The 17,968-nt window shown below is 69.9% G+C and carries 18 protein-coding genes; 13 read left to right on the top strand and 5 right to left on the bottom strand.

Features of this window, described 5'->3' with window-relative positions; all coding sequences use genetic code 11:
• Positions 1 to 43: 43 nt before the first annotated feature.
• Together ACXJJ3_RS29025 and ACXJJ3_RS29020 are read left to right on the top strand one after the other, a co-directional pair.
• Positions 44 to 637: a TetR family transcriptional regulator gene (locus tag ACXJJ3_RS29025; protein ID WP_458165011.1), complete on the top strand. Its 594-nt coding sequence runs from the start codon at positions 44 to 46 to the stop codon at positions 635 to 637.
• Positions 634 to 1,581 carry a R2-like ligand-binding oxidase gene (locus tag ACXJJ3_RS29020; RefSeq protein ID WP_458165010.1) on the top strand — a complete coding sequence of 316 codons (948 nt, stop codon included), beginning with the start codon at positions 634 to 636 and terminating at the stop codon, positions 1,579 to 1,581. Before ACXJJ3_RS29025 ends, ACXJJ3_RS29020 begins: the two co-directional genes overlap by 4 nt.
• Here ACXJJ3_RS29020 and ACXJJ3_RS29015 read toward each other — a convergent pair.
• Positions 1,555 to 2,712 carry an MFS transporter gene (locus tag ACXJJ3_RS29015; protein WP_458165009.1) on the bottom strand — a complete coding sequence of 386 codons (1,158 nt, stop codon included), beginning with the start codon at positions 2,710 to 2,712 and terminating at the stop codon, positions 1,555 to 1,557. The two genes, ACXJJ3_RS29020 and ACXJJ3_RS29015, sit on opposite strands and share 27 nt — an antisense overlap.
• An 87-nt stretch (positions 2,713 to 2,799) precedes the next feature.
• Between ACXJJ3_RS29015 and ACXJJ3_RS29010 the strand changes: the two genes are divergently transcribed.
• A complete protein-coding gene (locus ACXJJ3_RS29010; protein ID WP_458165008.1) occupies positions 2,800 to 3,708 on the top strand; it encodes a LysR family transcriptional regulator in 909 nt (302 codons plus the stop codon).
• 47 nt (positions 3,709 to 3,755) lie between these two features.
• Here the strand turns inward: ACXJJ3_RS29010 and ACXJJ3_RS29005 are convergent, their stop codons facing one another.
• Entirely contained in the window at positions 3,756 to 4,193 is a 438-nt protein-coding gene (locus tag ACXJJ3_RS29005) for a winged helix-turn-helix transcriptional regulator (RefSeq protein ID WP_458165007.1), read from the bottom strand.
• Positions 4,194 to 4,243: 50 nt separating this feature from the next.
• On the opposite strand from ACXJJ3_RS29005, the gene ACXJJ3_RS29000 reads away from it, so the two are divergent.
• Positions 4,244 to 5,398: an MFS transporter gene (locus ACXJJ3_RS29000; protein WP_458165006.1), complete on the top strand. Its 1,155-nt coding sequence runs from the start codon at positions 4,244 to 4,246 to the stop codon at positions 5,396 to 5,398.
• On the opposite strand, the gene ACXJJ3_RS28995 is transcribed toward ACXJJ3_RS29000, so the two are convergent.
• Positions 5,334 to 6,956 carry an AMP-binding protein gene (locus ACXJJ3_RS28995; protein ID WP_458165005.1) on the bottom strand — a complete coding sequence of 541 codons (1,623 nt, stop codon included), beginning with the start codon at positions 6,954 to 6,956 and terminating at the stop codon, positions 5,334 to 5,336. The genes ACXJJ3_RS29000 and ACXJJ3_RS28995 overlap by 65 nt on opposite strands.
• A 154-nt stretch (positions 6,957 to 7,110) precedes the next feature.
• Between ACXJJ3_RS28995 and ACXJJ3_RS28990 the strand changes: the two genes are divergently transcribed.
• Genes ACXJJ3_RS28990 through ACXJJ3_RS28975 form a run of 4 tightly spaced genes read left to right on the top strand, consistent with a single transcriptional unit; the run spans position 7,111 to position 11,294 of the window.
• On the top strand, positions 7,111 to 8,574 hold the full coding sequence (locus tag ACXJJ3_RS28990) for a restriction endonuclease (protein WP_458165004.1): 1,464 nt from the start codon (positions 7,111 to 7,113) through the stop codon (positions 8,572 to 8,574).
• A 22-nt stretch (positions 8,575 to 8,596) separates the two neighbouring features.
• On the top strand, positions 8,597 to 9,211 hold the full coding sequence (locus ACXJJ3_RS28985) for an SIMPL domain-containing protein (protein ID WP_458165003.1): 615 nt from the start codon (positions 8,597 to 8,599) through the stop codon (positions 9,209 to 9,211).
• A 60-nt stretch (positions 9,212 to 9,271) separates the two neighbouring features.
• Complete coding sequence (locus tag ACXJJ3_RS28980) at positions 9,272 to 10,507, top strand: Nramp family divalent metal transporter (RefSeq protein WP_458165002.1); 1,236 nt, start codon at positions 9,272 to 9,274, stop codon at positions 10,505 to 10,507.
• A gap of 19 nt (positions 10,508 to 10,526) precedes the next feature.
• The gene (locus tag ACXJJ3_RS28975; RefSeq protein ID WP_458165001.1) at positions 10,527 to 11,294 is read left to right on the top strand and encodes a metallophosphoesterase; all 768 of its coding nucleotides are present in this window, start codon (positions 10,527 to 10,529) and stop codon (positions 11,292 to 11,294) included.
• Here the strand turns inward: ACXJJ3_RS28975 and ACXJJ3_RS28970 are convergent.
• On the bottom strand, positions 11,268 to 11,831 hold the full coding sequence (locus ACXJJ3_RS28970) for a TetR/AcrR family transcriptional regulator (RefSeq protein WP_458165000.1): 564 nt from the start codon (positions 11,829 to 11,831) through the stop codon (positions 11,268 to 11,270). The two genes, ACXJJ3_RS28975 and ACXJJ3_RS28970, sit on opposite strands and share 27 nt — an antisense overlap.
• Before the next feature lie 75 nt (positions 11,832 to 11,906).
• Here ACXJJ3_RS28970 and ACXJJ3_RS28965 point away from each other — a divergent pair, with 75 nt between their 5' ends.
• The gene (locus ACXJJ3_RS28965; RefSeq protein ID WP_458164999.1) at positions 11,907 to 12,956 is read left to right on the top strand and encodes a hypothetical protein; all 1,050 of its coding nucleotides are present in this window, start codon (positions 11,907 to 11,909) and stop codon (positions 12,954 to 12,956) included.
• Here the strand turns inward: ACXJJ3_RS28965 and ACXJJ3_RS28960 are convergent.
• Positions 12,946 to 13,716, bottom strand: a complete 771-nt coding sequence (locus ACXJJ3_RS28960) for an alpha/beta fold hydrolase (protein WP_458164998.1) — start codon at positions 13,714 to 13,716, stop codon at positions 12,946 to 12,948. The two genes, ACXJJ3_RS28965 and ACXJJ3_RS28960, sit on opposite strands and share 11 nt — an antisense overlap.
• A gap of 102 nt (positions 13,717 to 13,818) precedes the next feature.
• Between ACXJJ3_RS28960 and ACXJJ3_RS28955 the strand changes: the two genes are divergently transcribed.
• The 4 genes from ACXJJ3_RS28955 to ACXJJ3_RS28940 are packed head-to-tail and all read left to right on the top strand — an operon-like array spanning position 13,819 to position 17,926.
• Positions 13,819 to 14,601, top strand: coding sequence for a GNAT family N-acetyltransferase (locus ACXJJ3_RS28955; protein WP_458164997.1), 783 nt, complete (start codon positions 13,819 to 13,821; stop codon positions 14,599 to 14,601).
• The gene (locus tag ACXJJ3_RS28950; RefSeq protein ID WP_458164996.1) at positions 14,598 to 15,125 is read left to right on the top strand and encodes a kinase; all 528 of its coding nucleotides are present in this window, start codon (positions 14,598 to 14,600) and stop codon (positions 15,123 to 15,125) included. Before ACXJJ3_RS28955 ends, ACXJJ3_RS28950 begins: the two co-directional genes overlap by 4 nt.
• Positions 15,122 to 17,404 carry a helicase-associated domain-containing protein gene (locus tag ACXJJ3_RS28945; RefSeq protein ID WP_458164995.1) on the top strand — a complete coding sequence of 761 codons (2,283 nt, stop codon included), beginning with the start codon at positions 15,122 to 15,124 and terminating at the stop codon, positions 17,402 to 17,404. Before ACXJJ3_RS28950 ends, ACXJJ3_RS28945 begins: the two co-directional genes overlap by 4 nt.
• A gap of 3 nt (positions 17,405 to 17,407) precedes the next feature.
• Positions 17,408 to 17,926 (top strand): AAA family ATPase, encoded by a 519-nt coding sequence (locus ACXJJ3_RS28940; RefSeq protein WP_458164994.1) that lies wholly within the window; start codon positions 17,408 to 17,410, stop codon positions 17,924 to 17,926.
• The last annotated feature ends 42 nt before the right edge of the window (positions 17,927 to 17,968 follow it).

Here is a 17,968-nt window from a genome sequence, read left to right as displayed (position 1 = left end):
CGACCTCTTGACATCGGAAGCATTTTTGTAAACCCTCGTCGGCATGGACTCGTTTGCCGATCGGACCAAACGCCGCCTTCGTGACGAGTTGCTGGACGCTGCGCAGGATGCCATCGAGACAGGTGGGTACGACGGGCTCCGGATGGCTGAGGTGGCTCGTCGGACCGGGGTGTCCCGGCAGACCGTGTACAACGAGTTCGGCGACAAGTGGGGTGTGCTGGAGGCCGTCGCGGCGCGCGAGACCGAGCGGTTCCTGCTGGATGTGAACGCGGCGCTTGCCGGGGAGTCCGACCCGATCGACGGCCTCCGGGCCGCGGTCGAGCGGGCGCTCACGCTGGCCGGGGAGACCCCGCTGGTGAAGGCGGCGCTGAGCCAGCCGGGATCGGACCAGGCCAGTCAGCTGCTGACGACACGGGGACAGCAGGTGCTGGAACTGGCACACCTCCGGCTCGATGCCCATGTCAGGGAGCATTGGCCGGAGGTTCCCGCGGAGGACGCGACCAGCTGCGTCGACGTCGCCTTGCGCGTCGTCCTGAGCCACATCGTCACCCCGGGCCCTCCCCCCGCGGTGGTGGCGGCGCAACTGGCTCGCGTCCTCTCTCCCTTCTTGGCCGAATCCCGGAGGTTGCACGTATGAACGATCTGCACAGGCAGGGCTTCAGTTCTCTGCGCGCCGGCGGATTGAACTGGGACGCGCTACCGCTGCGGCTCTTCGACAAGGGCAACCGCAAGTTCTGGAATCCGCGCGACATCGACTTCAGCCAGGACGCGAAGGACTGGCAGGAGCTGAGCGCAAACGACAAGGACAACGCGTTGATGCTCTGCTCGCAGTTCATCGCCGGCGAGGAGGCGGTCACCGAGGACCTGCAGCCGTTCCTGCAGGCGATGTCGGCCGAGGGGCGGTTCGGCGACGAGATGTACCTGACCCAGTTCTGTTTCGAGGAGGCCAAGCACACCGCGGTCTTCCGGCTCTGGCTGGACGCAGTCGGCGTCACCGAGGACCTGCACCGCTACGTCGAGAACAACCCGGGGTACCGCGCGATCTTCTACGAGGCACTGCCGGTGGCGCTGAAGTCGCTCGCCGACGACCCGTCCCCGTCGAACCAGGTGCGCGCGTCGGTCACGTACAACCATGTCGTCGAAGGGACGCTCGCGCTCACCGGGTACCACGCGTGGAACCTGCTCTGCACGGCTCGCGGCGTACTGCCCGGGATGCAGGAGCTGATCCGCCGGATCGGTGACGACGAGCGCCGGCACATGGCCTGGGGGACGTTCACCTGCCGCCGGCACGTCGCCGCCGACGCGTCGAACTGGAAGGTCGTCACCGACACGATGGAGGAGCTGCTCCCGCACGCGCTGACGCAGATCCAGTGGGCGATGGACAACTCCCCCGAACTGCCGGCGGAGATCAACCCGACCGCGCTGATGACGTACGCCGGTGACCGCGCCACCCGCCGGCTCGGGGCGATCGAGTCGGCGGTCGGCGCGGACGTCGCCGGGATCGACCTGGACTACTCGCCGGAGAAGCTCGAGGACACCTTCGGCGACGAGGACTCAGCCGCGCTGGCGGCGGTCCGCTAGCAGTACCACCAACGCCGCGGTCGCGAGGACCGCGGGGAGCCAGGTGACGGTCGCCGTACCGAAGCGGTCGGCGACCTGCCCGCCGGCGAAGGCGCCCAGTGCGATCGATCCGTTGAACACCCCCACCAGGACAGCGGACGATGATTCGGGGGCACTGGGCGCCGCGGCGTGCGCCCACGCCTGCGTGCTGACCGTCGTTCCGCCGTACGCGAGGCCCCAGATCACCAGCAGGGCAAGGGCTCCGAGCGCCGTCGTACCAATGATTGGCATGGCCAACGCCATCAGGGCGATGCCGGCGGCAACAACCGTCAGCGCACGGGTCGGGCGGAGGGCGCCGACGAGGAAGTTGCCGACGACACCGGCCACGCCGTACGCGAGCAGGAAGGCACCGATCAGCGCCGGCGCGATGTGCGGTTCGAGCAACGGGCGGACATACGTGTACGCCGCGAAGTGGCCGGTCACGATCAGCGCGACGAGGACCAGCCCCACGCGGACCTGGTGGAGCTTGAGGACTTCCCGCACGTCGCACAGCCGGACGACCCGCTCCGGCGGGAGGCTCGGCAGGAAGATGCTCAGGGCAACGGCCAGCGCGAGCGCGAGGATGCCGACCCCGGCGAACGCCCAGCGCCAGCCGGCCAGCTCGCCGACGTACGCGCCCGCCGGGATGCCCAGCACCGAGGCGATCCCGATGCCGGAGAAGATGAGCGCGGTGGCCGGCCCGGCGGCGTTCGGGGGTACGACGCGGCGCGCGAGGCTGACCGTGAGCAGCCAGACGCCGCCGATCGAGACGCCCATCAGGACCCTCGTCACCATCAGCACGAGGAAGCTCGACGTACTGGCGGCCGCGAAGGCCGACGCCGCGAGCAGCACCATCAGTCCACCCAGCACAGCTTTGCGATCCAGTTTCCCGAGCAGGAGCGGGAGGACGGGAGCGGCCAGTGCGGAGGTCACTCCCGTTGCGGTCAGTGCCAGGCCGGCGGCGCCGTCCGTCACGTGGAGGGACTCGCTCATCGGCGTCAGCAGACCGACCGGAAGCATCTCGGCGGTCACCACCGCGAAGACGGTGGCAGCCATCGTGACGGACCCGGCCCAGCCGCGGGTCTCGACCGCGTCGGCGCAGATTGTTGTCATGTCACCAGTGAGCGGCTCGAAGCCGGTGCGGAACAACGACGATCTGATGATGCTTGTATTAGTCAGGCCCATCGATCGGAGGACCGCATGGCACTCGACGTCCGCGAACTGGAGTGCTTCCTCATCCTTGCCGACGAGCTGCACTTCGGACGCACGGCGGAACGGCTCTACCTGTCGCAGAGCCGGGTCAGCCAGCTGCTGCAGTCCCTGGAGCGGCGGATCGGCGGGCAGCTGTTCGAGCGGACCAGCCGGCGGGTGGCGCTGACCCCGTTGGGCAAGGAGTTCCTGACCGCCCTGCGGCCGGCGTACGCCGGTCTGGAGCGGGTGGTCGAGAACGCCCGCGAGTACGCCGCGGCCGCGCGCGGGACGTTGCGGATCGGGTTCCAGGGGGCCGCGAACGACCAGATCCTCCGCGCGGTGTCGGCGTTCCAGGCACGGAACCCGAACTGCCTGATCAACGTCTGCGAACTCCCGCTGAACGACCCGTTCGGCGGACTCCGGCGGCGGATGGTCGACGCGGCCGTCGTACTGCTCCCGGTCGCCGAGGACGACCTCGTCGTCGGACCGGTGTTCTCGAAGCACCCGCAGACCCTCGCGGTGTGCAAGCAGCACCGGCTCGCCGGGCGGGACGCGGTCGACGCCGAGGAACTGGCCGGCGAGACCTTGATCGCGTACTCCGGCCCGGCGCCCGGGTACTGGCGGCAGGCGCAGGCACCGACGCAGACCCCGGGCGGTGCGCTGATCCACCGCGGGCCTGAAGTCGCCACGCTCCAGGAAGGCCTCTCGCTGATCGCCGCCGGTCGCGGCGCGATGCTGATTTGCGAACCCACCGCCACGAACAACCACCGCGCCGACATCACCACGATCCCGCTCACCGGATTCCCGGACTCGGCCCTCGCCCTCACCTGGCGCCGCGGCGAGGAGTCACCCTCCATCCGCGCCTTCGCCGACCACCTGCGAGCTGCCGCTCGGCAGGAGGTACCCGGCCTCCCGTAGTGCACCTGTGCGTGACCGCGCCGCGCGTGCGGCGTCTCGCCGGTGCACTACCTGTCGAGCTGCAGCTCCTTGTGCACCTCGGTGTCGGCCGGAGCGACCAGGCGGCCGTCGGCAGCACGCACCTCGAGCGGGCAGAGAGGCTTGCCGTCGCGGCGGTCGAGTAGTTGGGAGTGCGGCTCGTTCGCGGCGAAGGCGAACGTCTCACCCCACTGGCGGAGCGCGACGATGACCGGGAACAGGGCCTCGCCCTTGGCGGTCAGGGTGTAGTCGCGGTCGGTGTGGTCGAGGATGCCGCTGTCGACGAGCGAGCCGAGGCGGGCACTGAGGATGTTCTTCGCGACGCCGAGGCTGCGCTGGAAGTCGCCGAACCGGCGGCTGCCGTCGAACGCGTCCCGCACGATCAGCAGCGACCACCAGTCGCCGACCGCGTCCACCGAGCGCGCCACCGGGCAGCTCTCGCCGTCGAACCTGGTCCGTTTGACCATTCCACACCTCCCGGTTGCAACATGCTACCAACTTCTCTTACGGTAGCAAGATGCAACCATTTCACGCTCGACCGCTGGTCCTCGCCGTCGCCGCGGGCATCGCGGTCGCGACCGTGTACGCCGCCCAGCCGCTGCTGGTCACGATCGGCGGCGACCTCGGGATTCCGCCTTCGACGGTCGGGCTGTTCGTGACGGTGACGCAGGCGGGGTACGCACTCGGGCTGTTCTTCCTGGTGCCGCTGGGCGACGTGATGGACCGGCGCCGGCTGATCCGCCTGCAGTTCACGTTGCTCGCCGTCGCGCTGCTCGTCACCGGGCTGGCGCAGAACGCGGTCATGCTCCTGCTCGGGTTGGCGTCCGTCGGCGCGCTCGCCGTTGTCACGCAATCGCTCGTCGCGTACGGCGCCGCGCTCAGCAGTCGGCGTGGACGTACGGTCGGGACGATCACCACCGGGATCGTGCTGGGGATCCTGCTGGCGCGGACCGTGTCGGGCGTCTTGACCGACCTACTCAACTGGCGAGCCACGTACCTGATCGCGTGTGCTGCCTGCCTGGCGATCACGTTCTTGTTCGTTCGCTCTGCCCCTCAACCCCGGGCGCGAGTGCGGTACCGGGAATTGCTGGCGTCGACGGTCGGGCTGTTGCGGGAGCGCGTGTTCCGGGAGAGCGCGGCGCGGGCGTTCTTCATCTTCGCGTCGTTCAGCACGTTGTGGACCTCGATCGCGTTGCCGTTGAGCGAGCGCGGGTTGTCGCACACCGAGATCGGGGCGTTCGGATTGATCGGCGCGGCCGGGGCGCTGGCCGCGGGTCCGGCGGGGCGGTTGGCCGATCGGGGCCGAGGGCCGGTCGTGACCGTCGGCGCTTCGATGCTATTGGCAACCAGTTGGCTGGTGACGGCGCATTCCCTGGTGGGGTTGGCGATCGGGGCCGTGCTGCTCGATCTCGCCGTCCAGGCGATCCACGTCACCAACCAGAGCACGATCTACCGGCCGGAGTCCGGCGGCCGGCTGATCGGTGCGTACATGGTGTTCTACTCACTCGGCAGCGCCGTCGGCGCGATCGCGTCGACGGCGCTGTACGAACGGGCCGGCTGGGACGCCGTCTGCGTACTCGGCGCGGCCTTCGGGGTCGGTGCGCTGGTCAGTTCAGTCCGAGCAGTTCGACGGACTTCTCCCGCATCTCGACCTTGCGAATCTTGCCCGTGACCGTCATCGGAAAGTCGTCCACGAGCACGACATACCGCGGGATCTTGAAGTGCGCCAGCTTCCCGGACGCGAACGCCCGGACCGCGTCGGCGTCCAGCGGCTCCACGCCCGGCCTCAGCTTGATCCAGGCGCACAGCTCCTCGCCGTACCGCTCGTCGGGGACACCAATGACCTGGACGTCGGCGATCGACGGATGGGTGTACAGGAACTCCTCGATCTCGCGCGGGTACACGTTCTCGCCGCCGCGGATCACCATGTCCTTGATCCGGCCGACGATGTTCACGTACCCGTCGTCGCGCATCGTCGCCAGGTCGCCGGTGTGCATCCAGCGCGCCCGGTCGATCGCCTCCGCGGTCTTCTCCGGCTCGTCCCAGTAGCCGAGCATCACCGAGTACCCACGGGTGCACAGCTCCCCCGGTTCGCCGCGCTCGACGACCAGGCCGGTCGCCGGGTCGACCAGCTTCACCTCGACGTGCGGCATCACCCGGCCGACGGTCGACGTACGGCGGTCCAGGTCGTCGTCGCGGCGGGTCTGCGTGGACACCGGCGACGTCTCGGTCATCCCGTAACAGATCGCGACCTCGGCCATGTGCATGTCCGCGACGCAGCGCTTCATCACCTCGACCGGGCACGGCGACCCGGCCATCACGCCGGTCCGCAGCGAGGTCAGGTCGTACTCCGCGAAGTCGGCCAGCCCGAGCTCCGCGATGAACATCGTCGGTACGCCGTACAGCCCCGTGCACCGCTCGTCCTGCACGGCCTGCAGCGTCGCGGCCGGGTCGAACGCCGGGCCCGGGATCACCATGCACGCGCCGTGCGTGGTGCAGCCGAGGTTGCCCATGACCATGCCGAAGCAGTGGTAGAAGGGGACCGGGATGCAGAGCCGGTCGTCGGCGGTGAACGCGATCGTCTCGGTGACGAAGAAGCCGTTGTTCAGGATGTTGTGGTGGCTGAGCGTGGCGCCCTTCGGGAAGCCTGTGGTCCCGCTGGTGTACTGGATGTTGATCGGGTCGTCGAAGGACAGCTCGGCCTCGCGGGCGTTCAGCGCGTCGACGGTGATCCGGGAGGCGTCGTCGCGGAGCGCGTCCCAGTCGCCGGTGCCGAGGTAGATCGTCTCCTCCAGCGACGGGCAGTTCGGTCGCACTTCCTCGACCATCGCGCGGTAGTTGCTGGTCTTGAACTCGGTCGCGGAGACGAGCATCCGGACGCCGGACTGGTTCAGCGCGTAGGACAGTTCGTGGGTGCGGTACGCCGGGTTGATGTTCACCAGGATCGCGCCGATCAGCGCGGTGGCGTACTGCGTGATCGTCCACTCGGCCTGGTTCGGCGCCCAGATGCCGACCCGGTCGCCCTGCGCGATCCCCCGCGCCAGCAGGCCGCGCGCGACGAGTTCGACCTCCGCACCGAACTCGTCGTACGTCCAGCGTCTACCGGTCTGGACCTCCACGAGCGCTTCGTGGTCGCCGTACTCGCTGATGGTCCGTCTCAGGTTCTGCCCGATCGTCTCACCCAGCAACGGAACCTCGGACACCCCGGATGCGTACGAAGGCAAGCTCATATTTGTCATCGTCACCTGACTCGAAAGCCCCTGCAAGTGCACGTGCGGCAGGAAACGCGGGGTGGACGGCAAGCAATGTCCTCTCCAACTCTCCGTCATATTCGGTCGCGGAGCGTGGTTGGACCGTTACATTGGAGTGGAGAGGTGTGAGGCGATGGGCCGATCTGCCGAAGGTCATGCCCGCAGCGACCGTCCGCCCGGGCGCACAGCCGAGGCGGCGCAACGTACCGCTGCGGTGCGGGAACACGTCCAGGCACTGGAGAACATCCTGGCCGGTGCACTCGCCGTCGATGTCCACGGCACCGATCTGCAGACCCTGAAACGGGCGCCGCGGCGGGCACCCCCGACCGTGTCGCCGGCCGATCTCGAGGCGCATCCCGGACCTGTCTGGGATGCGTTCGTGCCCCACCCGCCGGGAACGTTCCGCTGGTGGGGCGCCGAACGCCGGTTCGCGCGCCGGCTCGCCGACGCGGAGGACCGGTTCGCCGAGGCGATCGAACGGCACCGGGCCGCCGAGGAGACCCGCCGCGAGCGGGTCGCCAAGGCCCTGCGCGAGCAGGTCGAACGCCAACGCCGACTCGACGAGGCGACCGCGGAACAGCATGCGCGGATCGACGCGTACGAACGCGCCGTGGAAAACCGGGACCGCGCAGCCGTGACCCGGTACTTCACGAAGGCGCTCGACAGCCACCCGGAGCCGCTGGACTTCCCGCGGCGCCGCAAGGTCGGGTACGTGCCCGAGTCGACGCTGCTCGCGGTCGAATGGGACCTGCCTGACGTCACCGTCGTACCTGCCGAGGCGTCGTACCGCTATGACCGCTCGTTGGACGCCGTACAGGCCGTTCCGCGAGACCCTGCCGAGCTACGGCGGCTGTACCAGCAGTTGGTCGCCCAGCTGGCGTTGCGGGCGCTCCACCTCGTCTTCGGCAGCGACCGGTACGGCGTGGTCGAAACGGTCGTGTTCAACGGCATGGTGGAGTCGGTAGACCTCACGACCGGCCAGACCGTACGACCGTGCCTCATCACGCTACGGGCGACCCGGGAGCAGTACCAGGCGCTCGTACTCGACCAGCTCGACCCGGTGGCCTGCGTGCGGCACTACTTCGCGGCTGAGGTCTCCCGGCACCCGGAAGAGCTGCAGCCGGTCGAACCGGTCCTGGAGTTCGACTTGACCGACCCGCGGATCGTCGAGGCCGTCGACGTGATCAGCGAGATCGACGCCCGGCCGAACCTGCTCGATCTCAGCCCCGAGTCCTTCGAGCACCTGGTCCACAACCTGCTGACCCGGATGGGCCTGGAAACCAGACTGTTCCGCCGCGGTACCGACGGCGGCATCGACTGCGTCGCGTACGACCCACGCCCGATCACCGGCGGCAAGTTCGTCGTCCAGGCCAAGCTCTGGACCCGCACAGTCCCCCCAAGCGCCGTCCGAGACCTCTTCGGCACCGTCGTCGACGCCGGCGCCACCAAGGGCATCCTCATCACCACCTCCGGCTTCGGCCCGACCAGCTACCAGTTCGCCAACGGCAAACCCCTCCAGCTGATCGACGGCACAGCATTGCTCTCCCTCTGCCACCTCCACGACATCCCCGCCCGCATCATCCGCCGCGCAAGTTGACCCCAATGCCAGACTGGCGGTTATGAAGACTGGGGTGCGGGTTGTCGGGTCCGGGCAGGCCAGTGCGGAGCCGGACGTGTTGCGGATGTCGCTGGCGGTCGAGCACTCGGCGCCGGATGTTGCTGCGGCCGTGGTGCGGGTGGCGGAGCTGACGGATGCGGTGACGGCCACCCTGCGTGCGCAGGGCGTGGCTGCTTCTGCGATCAGGACCACCGAGGTGGAGGTCTCGCAGGAGTACCAGGAGCCGGGACGGCCACGGACGTTCCGGGGTGCGCACCTGCTGACGGTGACAACGCGGGACCTGACCGGGTTCGGCCGGCTGCTGAACGCCGCGGTGGATGCTGCAGGCAACGGCCTGAACCTGCATTCGATCCGCTTCGACGTCGAGGACAAGGCCGCGCTGCTGACCCGGGCCCGGGAGCTCGCGTTCCAGCAGGCGCGCGAGAAGGCCGCGGAACTCGCCGGGCTGGCCGGCTACTCGCTCGGCGCCGTCACCTCGGTCGCGGAGACGTACAGTCAGCACCCGGCACGCGGTGTCGCGCTGGCGGCCAAGGCCGCGTTCGAGTCCGAAATCCACCTCACGCCCGGCGACACCAGTCTCGAGGTTTCGCTGGACGTGCACTTCGCCTGGGCGTAGCGGGCGTCTCAAATCGGGCACAGGGGTTGCGCGTGGGGTGCGGTCAGGGAGACTGCTTTCATGTACGCACCGGCGCCGCTGCGGCGGCAACTGAGTCGGTCTGGGCTTTTGTTGCTCGGGCCGGCGTTCGTCGCGGCGGTTGCGTACGTCGATCCGGGCAACTTCGCGACCAACATCGCGGCCGGCGCCTCGTACGGGTATCTGCTCTGCTGGGTGGTCGTCGGCGCGAACCTGATGGCCGTCCTGGTGCAGTACCTGGCGGCCAAGGCGAGCATCGCGACGGGGCGGACGCTCCCCCAGCTGTGTCGTGACCACTTCAAGCGTTCGACCTCGACCGGTCTGTGGGCGCAGGCCGAGATTGTCGCGCTGGCGACCGACCTGGCCGAGGTGGTCGGTGGGGCGATCGCGCTGAATCTGCTGTTCCACATCCCGCTGCTGATCGGTGGCGTGATCACCGGCGCGGTCTCGTTCGGTCTGCTGATCTATCAGTCGAAGCGCGGGCAGCGCCCGTTCGAGGCCGCGATCATCGGCCTGCTCGCCGTCGTACTGCTCGGTTTCGTGGTCTCGACGGCACAGGCCGGCCCGTCGGCGAGCGGCGTGGTCGGCGGTCTGGTGCCGCGGCTGGACGGCACGCAGTCGCTCGTCCTGGCGGCCGGGATGCTCGGCGCGACCGTGATGCCGCACGCGATCTGGCTGCACGGCGCGCTGGTCACGGACCGGCACTGGAAGTCGATCCGCTCCGCGGACGGCAAATCCCGGGTCCTGCGGGCGACCCGGCTGGACGTCGCCGTCGCGATGGCACTGGCCGGCGCGGTCAACCTGGCGATGGTCGTACTGGCGGCGGCTGCCCTGAAGGGCACAGGTGCGGATTCGCTGGATGCGGCGCACCGCGCGATCGGCGAGCGGATCGGCCAGCTTCCGGCGCTGCTGTTCGCGCTCGCCCTGCTGGCCAGCGGATTCGCGTCCTCCTCGGTCGGGACGTACGCCGGATCCGTGATCCTGGACGGGTTCTGGCAGCGTCGCGTCCCGCTCGGCGTCCGCCGGCTGGTGACGCTGGCGCCCGCGCTGCTGGTGCTTGCGATCGGCATCGACCCGAGCCGGGCGCTGGTGATTTCGCAGGTGGTGCTGAGCTTCGGCATCCCGTGCGCGCTCTGGCCGTTGGTGAGATTGACCGCATCCCGGCGCGTCATGGGCAACCTCGTCAACCGCCGGGCGACTACTCTCACCGCATGCCTGGTAGCCACCGCCGTCACGGCCCTCAACGTCGTACTGATCGTGCTGACCGTGCGAGGCTGAGGTGACCCGGGTGTTCGCCGTGAGCGATGTCCACGGCCACCTGGAGAAGCTCAAGCCCGCGCTGCACGCGGCCGGGCTCACCGATGCCGACGGCAACTGGGCCGGTACGGACGCCCGGCTGTGGTTCCTCGGCGACTTCTTCGACCGCGGCCCGGACGGCATCGGCGTACTGCGCTATGTCCGCGAGCTGATCGGCCAGGCGCCGGACGGCGCGGTGCGGATGCTGCTCGGCAACCACGAGATCCTCGCGCTCGGGATGCACAAGTTCGGCGACACGTTCGTCCCGCACGACGGCATCACACTGCGCAGCTTCGAGCGTTCCTGGGCGCTGAACGGTGGCCAGGACCGCGACCAGGAACTGCTCACCGACGACGACGTCGCCTGGCTGCTCGACCAGCCATTCCTGGGCCTGGACGCGGACCAGCTGCTGATGCACTCCGACACCGCGGAGTACGTCGAGTGGGGCGACTCGCTGGACCAGATCAACGCGGCGGCCCGCGCCGAGCTGCACACCGACGACATCGAGGTGTGGTGGGAGATCTGGCGCCGGATGACCTCGCGGTACGCGTTCCGCGGCGACAGCGGCCCGGAGGTCGCGCGGATCATGCTGCAGCACCTCGGCGGTCGGCGGATCGTGCACGGCCACAGCATCATCGCCGACCAGCTGCACATCGACCCGGAGTTCCTGACCGGCCCGCACCTGTACGCCGACGGCCTGGTGCTGGGCATCGACGGCGGAGCCTTCGACGGCGGGCCGTGCCTAGTCGTCGAGCTCTCGGCCGAGTGACCCGACGACCGCGTCCAGGCAGGACCGGAACGGCTGCTGCCCGCCGCCGTCGATCCACCGGCTGAACGCGTTCTGGAACACGGCCGACCCGACCTGCGCGAGCAGCGTCGCGTCCTCGGCCTGCAACCCGCGCTCGGCGAGCCCGTCGCGTAACGCCGCGGTGACCGAGGCGAGCTTGGTCCGCTCGCGCTCCTGCAGTTCGGGGCTCGCGGCGATCACGGCCCGGCGTACCTCGGTGTCCTCGGCCAGCTCGGCGAGGAGTTCGCCGACGGCGACGGCGGCCTGCAGTACGGCGGGCCACGGGCGGATGTCCGCGTCGACGGCCCGGAGCGCGTCGAGTACCGCGGCCGGCAGCCGTTCGGAGCCGGCGAACAGGACCTCGCGCTTGTCCGGGAAGTAGCGGAAGTACGAGCGCCGGGTCAGGCCGGCGTGCTCGGCGATCTGGTTGACGGTGACCGCGTCGTACCCATGCGCGGCGTACAGCTCGAGCGCGGCCTTCCTTAGCCGCTGCTCCGCACCGGGGTCCCATCGCGCCATCCGGGCAGTCTAGCAAGAGTGATGTCTCAGAGTGTTATCGTGAGTGATGACACTGTGAGACATAAGGAGCTTCGGATGATCTGGATTCTGGGCGCGACCGGCCGGACCGGGCGGGAGATCGCGCGGCAGGTGGCGGCACGCGGGGGTACGCCGGTGCTGGTCGGGCGCAGTGCGGAGCGGCTCCGGAAGACCGCCGCGGACCTCGGGCTCGGCGACGCCGAGGTGGTCGCTACCGCCGATCCGGCCGCCGCGATCGCCGCCGCGCGGCCGGCGGTGGTGGTAAACACCATCGGCGGGTACGCCGAGACCGCGGTCCCGATCGCGCGCGCCTGTCTGCCGGGCGGGCATTACGTTGACCTGGCCAACGATCTGGTCGCGATGCCGCGGCTGCTGGCGTTGCACGACGAGGCGGTGGCGGGCGGCAGTACGTTCGTCACCGGCGCCGGGTTCGGCGTCCTCGGGACGGAGGCCGTGGTGGCCTGGCTGTGCGCGGATCGGCCGGCACCGGTCGAGGTCCGGGTCGACGCGTTGCCGTCGGTCGCGATCACCGCGGGGCAGCTGGGCGAGGCGCTCGCGCAGTCGATCGTGTCGGGGCTGACGACCGGCGGCCGGCGCTACGAGGGTGGTGTTCTGGTCCCGGCGCGGCTGGCTGCGGATCCCCGGACGCACGCGCTGCCGGACGGTCAGACGGCGAAGTCCGCGGCCGGCCCGACCGGCGAGTTGCTGGCGGCACACCTCGCGAGCGGGGCGCCGGACGTCGTCGCGACGACCGGGTTGCTGCCGACGGCGCCGCTGGTTCGCGCGATCCTCCCGGCAGGCGGGGCGCTGCTGAAGATCCCGGCGCTGCAGCGGTTCGCCGTACGGCGGATGGCGGCGCTGGAGTTCAAGCCCGCGCCGCGTCCGCGCGAGCACTCGTGGGGGCATGCGGTCGTGCGATGGGCGGACGGTACGACGCGGGAGGCGTGGCTGCGGGCCGACGACGCGATGGACTTCACCACGCGCGCGGCCGCCGAGACCGCCGTACGCCTGGCCCGCGGCGAAGGCCGGCGGGGTGCTTACACGCCGGCCTGCGCGCTCGGACCCGATCTCGCCGAGGCTGGGGGCTCGATCGAGGTCATCGTCTGAGGAATTCGGCGACGACCGGGGCCAGAGCCTCGGGTGGTACGGCGTGCTGCTGGCCGGGGAGGTCCGCGTAGCTGCCGTTCGGCAGGAGGTCGGCGACGCGGTGTGCGGCGTCGATCATGAACGGCGCGGTCGCGGTCCCGGCGAGGACGAGCGTATCCGGGGTGACCTTGTGCAGCAGGGCGACCGGCGTACCGGAGCCCTGATCGAGGCCGTGGCCCATCACCGCGAAGTCGTGCGGAAGCGTCGGCGCCAGGTCGGCCAGCCCCGGCGTGGCGGCGACCTGGCGCGCCACCTCCTGCGGCAGGCCCGTCATCCGCAGGAACCGCTCCACGGCTTCCTGGTTCCGGCCGGCGCGGATCGACTCGATCACCTGCGCGCCGTCGTCGGACGCGTCGGCGCCGTCGGGACCGTACGGCGGCTCGTGCAGGACGATCTTGCGGAACGGCAGCTCGGTCGCCGCGATCGCCGCGAGACCCGCGCCGGACGAGTGCCCGTAGATGGCGGTCGGACCACCGGTCGCCGTCAGCAGTGCGGCGATGTCCTCCACCTCTCGCTGGACGTCGTACGGCGCCGTGTCGCCGGAGTCACCGCGGCCGCGACGGTCGTACGTGACGACGTCGTACTCGTCCGCCAACGCCTCGGCCAGCGGGCCGTGTGAGTTCCGGTCGCACAGGGCGCCTCCGACCAGGATGACCGGGCTCCCGGTGCCCACGCGGTCGTACGCGATCGCCGTACCGTCCGCTGACTTCACATGCTCCATCTGTTCCTCCTTGGCTGCTGTCGGACGGTACGTCGGAGACGGCCGCGGGATTTCGACATAACCGTTGGCGAGTGACCGGTCCGGGTGGTTCACTGCTTCGCGATGATTACCAGAGTCGACGACTACCTCCACGCCGTACCGCTGTCCGGAGCGGACGCCGAGCAGGTCGGTCCGTTCACCTTGTTCCGTAGTACGACGATCTGGCCGTACTACGCGCGCCCTGTCCCCGGTAGCGGCGTCACGATCGAGCCTAGCGACGTCGAGCTCGTGCGGAAGCGCTGCGCCGAGCTGGAGATCCCGCTGAGCTTCGAGTGGGTCGTCGAGACCTGCCCGTCGCTAGGAGACGCTGCGGCGGCTGCCGGGCTCGAGGTCGTCCAGCACCCGTTGCTGGTCCTGGAGCGTGCTGACTTCCGTCCTGCCGTGGCTGATGCGCGCTGCGAGGTCCTGTCTGCTGACGAGAACGTAGTCCGCCAGGCACGGGCTGTCGTCAACCTGGCCTTCGGCGAGTCTGGTACGGCAGTTGGCAACGCAGGGCCTGCAGAGCGGGACACCGCGGCTGCTGAGCTCGCGGACGAGATGGTGGCGACGCTACGCGACCGGATCGGCCGTGGCGTGTCAGTCGGCGCTGGAGCGTTCACGGACGACGGCCTGGTCGCTGCTGGTACTCACCAGCCAGTTGGCTCGGTCTCGGAGATCGTCGGCGTCGGCACGCTCCCCGCGATGCGGCGACGCGGTCTGGCCGCCGCGGTGACGACGACACTCGTGCAGCACGCCCTGGACAACGGCGTGGACCTCGTACTGCTCTCGGCCGAGGACGACGCGGTGGCTGCGGTCTACGAGCGCGTCGGCTTCCATCGGATCGGCCACACCGGGGCAGCAGAGTGACCGGGAGCCCGAGCACCCGCCTCGTCGTACTGCGTGGCAACTCGGGCTCCGGCAAGACCACCACCGCCCGTACGCTCCAGGAGCGCCTCGGCCGCGGTACGGCGTGGGTCGAGCAGGACCACCTGCGCCGCATCCTGCTGCGCGAGCACGACGTACCGGGCGGTGTGAACATCGGCCTGATCGACGTGAACGCCCGCTACGCCCTGGACCACGGGTACGACGTGGTCCTCGAGGGCATCATGAACGCCGGCCGGTACGGCGACATGCTCCGGCAGCTGACCGCCGAGCACCGCGGGACCACGCTGCACTACTACTTCGACATCCCGTTCGCGGAGACCGTCGTACGGCACGGGACCCGGGACATGCCCGGCGTCGACGCCGCGATGATGCAGGAGTGGTACCGCGAACGCGACCTGCTGGACGGCGTCGAGCAGACCGTGATCGGCCCGGACAGCGCGCTCGACGAGACGGTGACCCGGATCCTGACCGACCTCCGCGCGGATCCCGTACCTTTGGAAGGATGAGCACCACCGAGCCGACCCGCCCCCGTACCCTCGCCGAGGCGCTGCGGGGCTGGGGCGACGCCGCGCTCGGCGAGCTGCTCCGCCGGCGGCCGGACCTGGCGCTGCCGATCCCCGCGGACACCGGGCAACTGGCGGCCCGGGCGACCAGCAACGCGTCGGCGGCGCGGGCGATCAACCGGCTGGACGAGTTCGGCGTGGACCTGCTGGAGGCGCTGTCGGCGCTGCCCGAACCGGTCGGCCTGGACGCGCTCGCGCAGGGCGTCGGGCAGTCGGCCGACGTCGTCCAGCCGCGGGTCGCCGAGCTGCTGGACCTGGCGCTGGTGTGGGGCACGGAGGACGACCTGCGGCCGATCCGGGCGGTGCACGAACTGCTCGGTCCGACACCGGCCGGGCTCGGTCCGAGTACCACCCGGCACTTCGGCGACCTGGATCAGCTGATCGAGGACGCCGGACCGGACGCGCGCGCCGTACTGGAGAAGCTGACGTGGGGTCCGCCCACGGGTTCGGTGGAGAAGGCGGACCGGCCGGTCACGATCGCGTCCGCGCGGACACCGGTCGAGCGGCTGCTGGCGCGCGGGCTCGTCGTACCGAAGGACGCGAACACCGTCGTACTGCCGCGGCAGATCGGGCTGCATCTGCGGGGCGGGCGGGTGCTGGCCTCGACCCGGCCGGTGCCGCCGCCGTTGGACGGCAAGAAGGTGTCGGCCATGATCGCGGACCGTGCGGCGGCTGGTGCTGCGTTGGACCTGGTGCGGCTGGTGGATCGTGCGTTGGAGCAGCTCGGGACGGAACCGCCGCCTGTGCTGCGTACTGGTGGCGTTGGGGTGCGTGAGCTGCGCAGTCTGGCCGGGAAGATCGGTGCCGAAGAGCACACGGCTGCTGCTGTGCTGGAAATGGCGTATGCGGCTGGGCTGGTCGCTGCTGTCGAAGTAGGTACCAGTGAGCTGTGGCTGCCGACCAGTGCGTACGACGACTGGCTGGAGCTCGACCTGGCGCATCGGTGGGCGCGGCTGGTCGTCGCGTGGTTCAACGGGCTCAGGGCGATCGGGCTGATCGGACGACGCGACAGCACGGGCAGTACTGCGACGGCCCGCGAGCGGCTGATCAACGCGCTGGCCCCGGACCTGGAGCGGTTGCTGGCTCCGGAGATCCGGCTGCTGGCGTTGCAGGCATTGGCCGAGGCGGGCACGGGTATTGCGCCTGCGCCGGAGACCGTGGTGACGTGGGTGGCTTGGCACCGCCCCCGGCGTGGCGGGCAGTTCCGGGACGAGCTGGTCGAGTGGAGCGTGTCCGAGGCCGCCCTGCTCGGGCTGACCGGTTTGGGCTCGTTGGCGAAGCACGCGCAGCCGTTGCTCGGTGCAGAGCCGACGGCTGACGAGCTGGCCGAAGCGATCAGCCCGCTGATGCCGGAGCCGGTGTCCGAGGTGTTGTTGCAGGCCGACCTCACTGCGGTCGCTCCTGGTCCGCTGGTGCGGTCCGTGCAGGACGAGCTGTCAGCCATGGCCGACGTGGAGTCGGACGGCGGTGCCGGCGTCTACCGGTTCAGCGACAGCTCGGTGCGGCGCGCTTTCGACCTCGGACGTACGGCGGAGCAGTTGCATGCGTGGCTGGCCGAACACTCGCGTACTCCGGTGCCGCAGCCGCTGGCGTACCTGATCGACGACGTGGCGCGGCGGCACGGCGTACTGCGGCTCGGGACGGCATCGACGTACCTGCGGTGTGACGACGAGGACGTACTGACGCAGCTGCTCAGCTCGAACCTCCCCGGCGTGCGTTTCCGCCGGCTGGCGCCGACGGTCGTGGTGTCGCCGTCGCCGCCGGACATGGTGCTCAGCCGCCTCCGGGACGCCGGCCTGGCACCGCTCGCGGAGACGTTCGACGGCGCACTGCACGTGACCGGCACGCCGCGCCGGGGTGAGGCGCCACGCCGACGTACCAGCCGGGACTTCAACGAGAGCGCGTTCGACCTCACCGACGACCAGGTCAAAGCCGTCATCGAAAAGGTCCGCACCGGCGACCGCATAGCCGCCGAACGCCCCGGCGACGAAGACCTGACCGAACCGGCCGCCCCCGCCGAAACCATAGCCACCCTGACCAACGCCGCCGAAGCCCACACCCGCACCTGGATCTCCTACGTAGACCACAACGGCCACGCCTCCGAACGCATCGTAGAACCAGCCCGAGTAGCCGACGGCTGGCTAACGGCGTACGACGACAACACCGAATCCCCCCGCACCTACGCCCTCCACAGAATCTCCGCCGCCCGACCCGTGGAGTAAAAAGTGCCCGCGCTACTGCTGATCCTGACCGGACTGCCCTACAGCGGTAAGACGACCCTCGCACGCGCCTTGGAACAGAAAGGCGCCGCGGTCGTCGAGCTGGACCACATCAACCGCGAACGAGGCTTCCGCATCGAGGACGGCGTACCGTTCGCCGAATGGCCGGAAACCATCCGCCAGGCCGAGGCACGCATCGGTCAGCATCTGGTTGACGGTGTCGCGCTAGTGGTCCTCAGCTGGGTCAACCCGACCAACCGGGACCGCGAACGCTGGCAGGCCTTCGCCAGCGCTCAAGGCATGGAGCACCACCTCGTTTACCTGGCCGCCGACGAGCCGCTGCTCACCTCACGCCGCGCCACTGCCGATAGTGAACGGCACAAGCTGGCCGACGACGTCATCCAGCGGGTCAAACGCCGCTTCCAAGCGCCGACGGACGCGACCACGGTCCAGGCGAGCTGGCCGATCGAGCAGCAGGTGGATGCCGTCGCCTACAGCCCCAGGTTGCGGAGGTTCTTCGACTGAGTGTGCAGTTGGGTGTTGTTGGCCTCGGTGGCCCCAGAGCGG

The organism is Kribbella sp. WER1 (genome assembly GCF_054189145.1).
The sequence above is the reverse complement of the archived record's forward strand: the minus strand, read 5'-3'. Positions and strand labels throughout refer to the sequence as shown.

Bases quoted from the DNA above. Each gene is read 5' to 3' on its own strand.
- ACXJJ3_RS29025 (WP_458165011.1), top strand. From the start codon at position 44: ATGGACTCGTTTGCCGATCGGACCAAACGCCGCCTTCGTGACGAGTTG.
- ACXJJ3_RS29020 (WP_458165010.1), top strand. From the start codon at position 634: ATGAACGATCTGCACAGGCAGGGCTTCAGTTCTCTGCGCGCCGGCGGA.
- ACXJJ3_RS29015 (WP_458165009.1), bottom strand. From the start codon at position 2,712: ATGACAACAATCTGCGCCGACGCGGTCGAGACCCGCGGCTGGGCCGGG.
- ACXJJ3_RS29010 (WP_458165008.1), top strand. From the start codon at position 2,800: ATGGCACTCGACGTCCGCGAACTGGAGTGCTTCCTCATCCTTGCCGAC.
- ACXJJ3_RS29005 (WP_458165007.1), bottom strand. From the start codon at position 4,193: ATGGTCAAACGGACCAGGTTCGACGGCGAGAGCTGCCCGGTGGCGCGC.
- ACXJJ3_RS29000 (WP_458165006.1), top strand. From the start codon at position 4,244: ATGCAACCATTTCACGCTCGACCGCTGGTCCTCGCCGTCGCCGCGGGC.
- ACXJJ3_RS28995 (WP_458165005.1), bottom strand. From the start codon at position 6,956: ATGAGCTTGCCTTCGTACGCATCCGGGGTGTCCGAGGTTCCGTTGCTG.
- ACXJJ3_RS28990 (WP_458165004.1), top strand. From the start codon at position 7,111: ATGGGCCGATCTGCCGAAGGTCATGCCCGCAGCGACCGTCCGCCCGGG.
- ACXJJ3_RS28985 (WP_458165003.1), top strand. From the start codon at position 8,597: ATGAAGACTGGGGTGCGGGTTGTCGGGTCCGGGCAGGCCAGTGCGGAG.
- ACXJJ3_RS28980 (WP_458165002.1), top strand. From the start codon at position 9,272: ATGTACGCACCGGCGCCGCTGCGGCGGCAACTGAGTCGGTCTGGGCTT.
- ACXJJ3_RS28970 (WP_458165000.1), bottom strand. From the start codon at position 11,831: ATGGCGCGATGGGACCCCGGTGCGGAGCAGCGGCTAAGGAAGGCCGCG.
- ACXJJ3_RS28965 (WP_458164999.1), top strand. From the start codon at position 11,907: ATGATCTGGATTCTGGGCGCGACCGGCCGGACCGGGCGGGAGATCGCG.
- ACXJJ3_RS28960 (WP_458164998.1), bottom strand. From the start codon at position 13,716: ATGGAGCATGTGAAGTCAGCGGACGGTACGGCGATCGCGTACGACCGC.
- ACXJJ3_RS28955 (WP_458164997.1), top strand. From the start codon at position 13,819: ATGATTACCAGAGTCGACGACTACCTCCACGCCGTACCGCTGTCCGGA.
- ACXJJ3_RS28945 (WP_458164995.1), top strand. From the start codon at position 15,122: ATGAGCACCACCGAGCCGACCCGCCCCCGTACCCTCGCCGAGGCGCTG.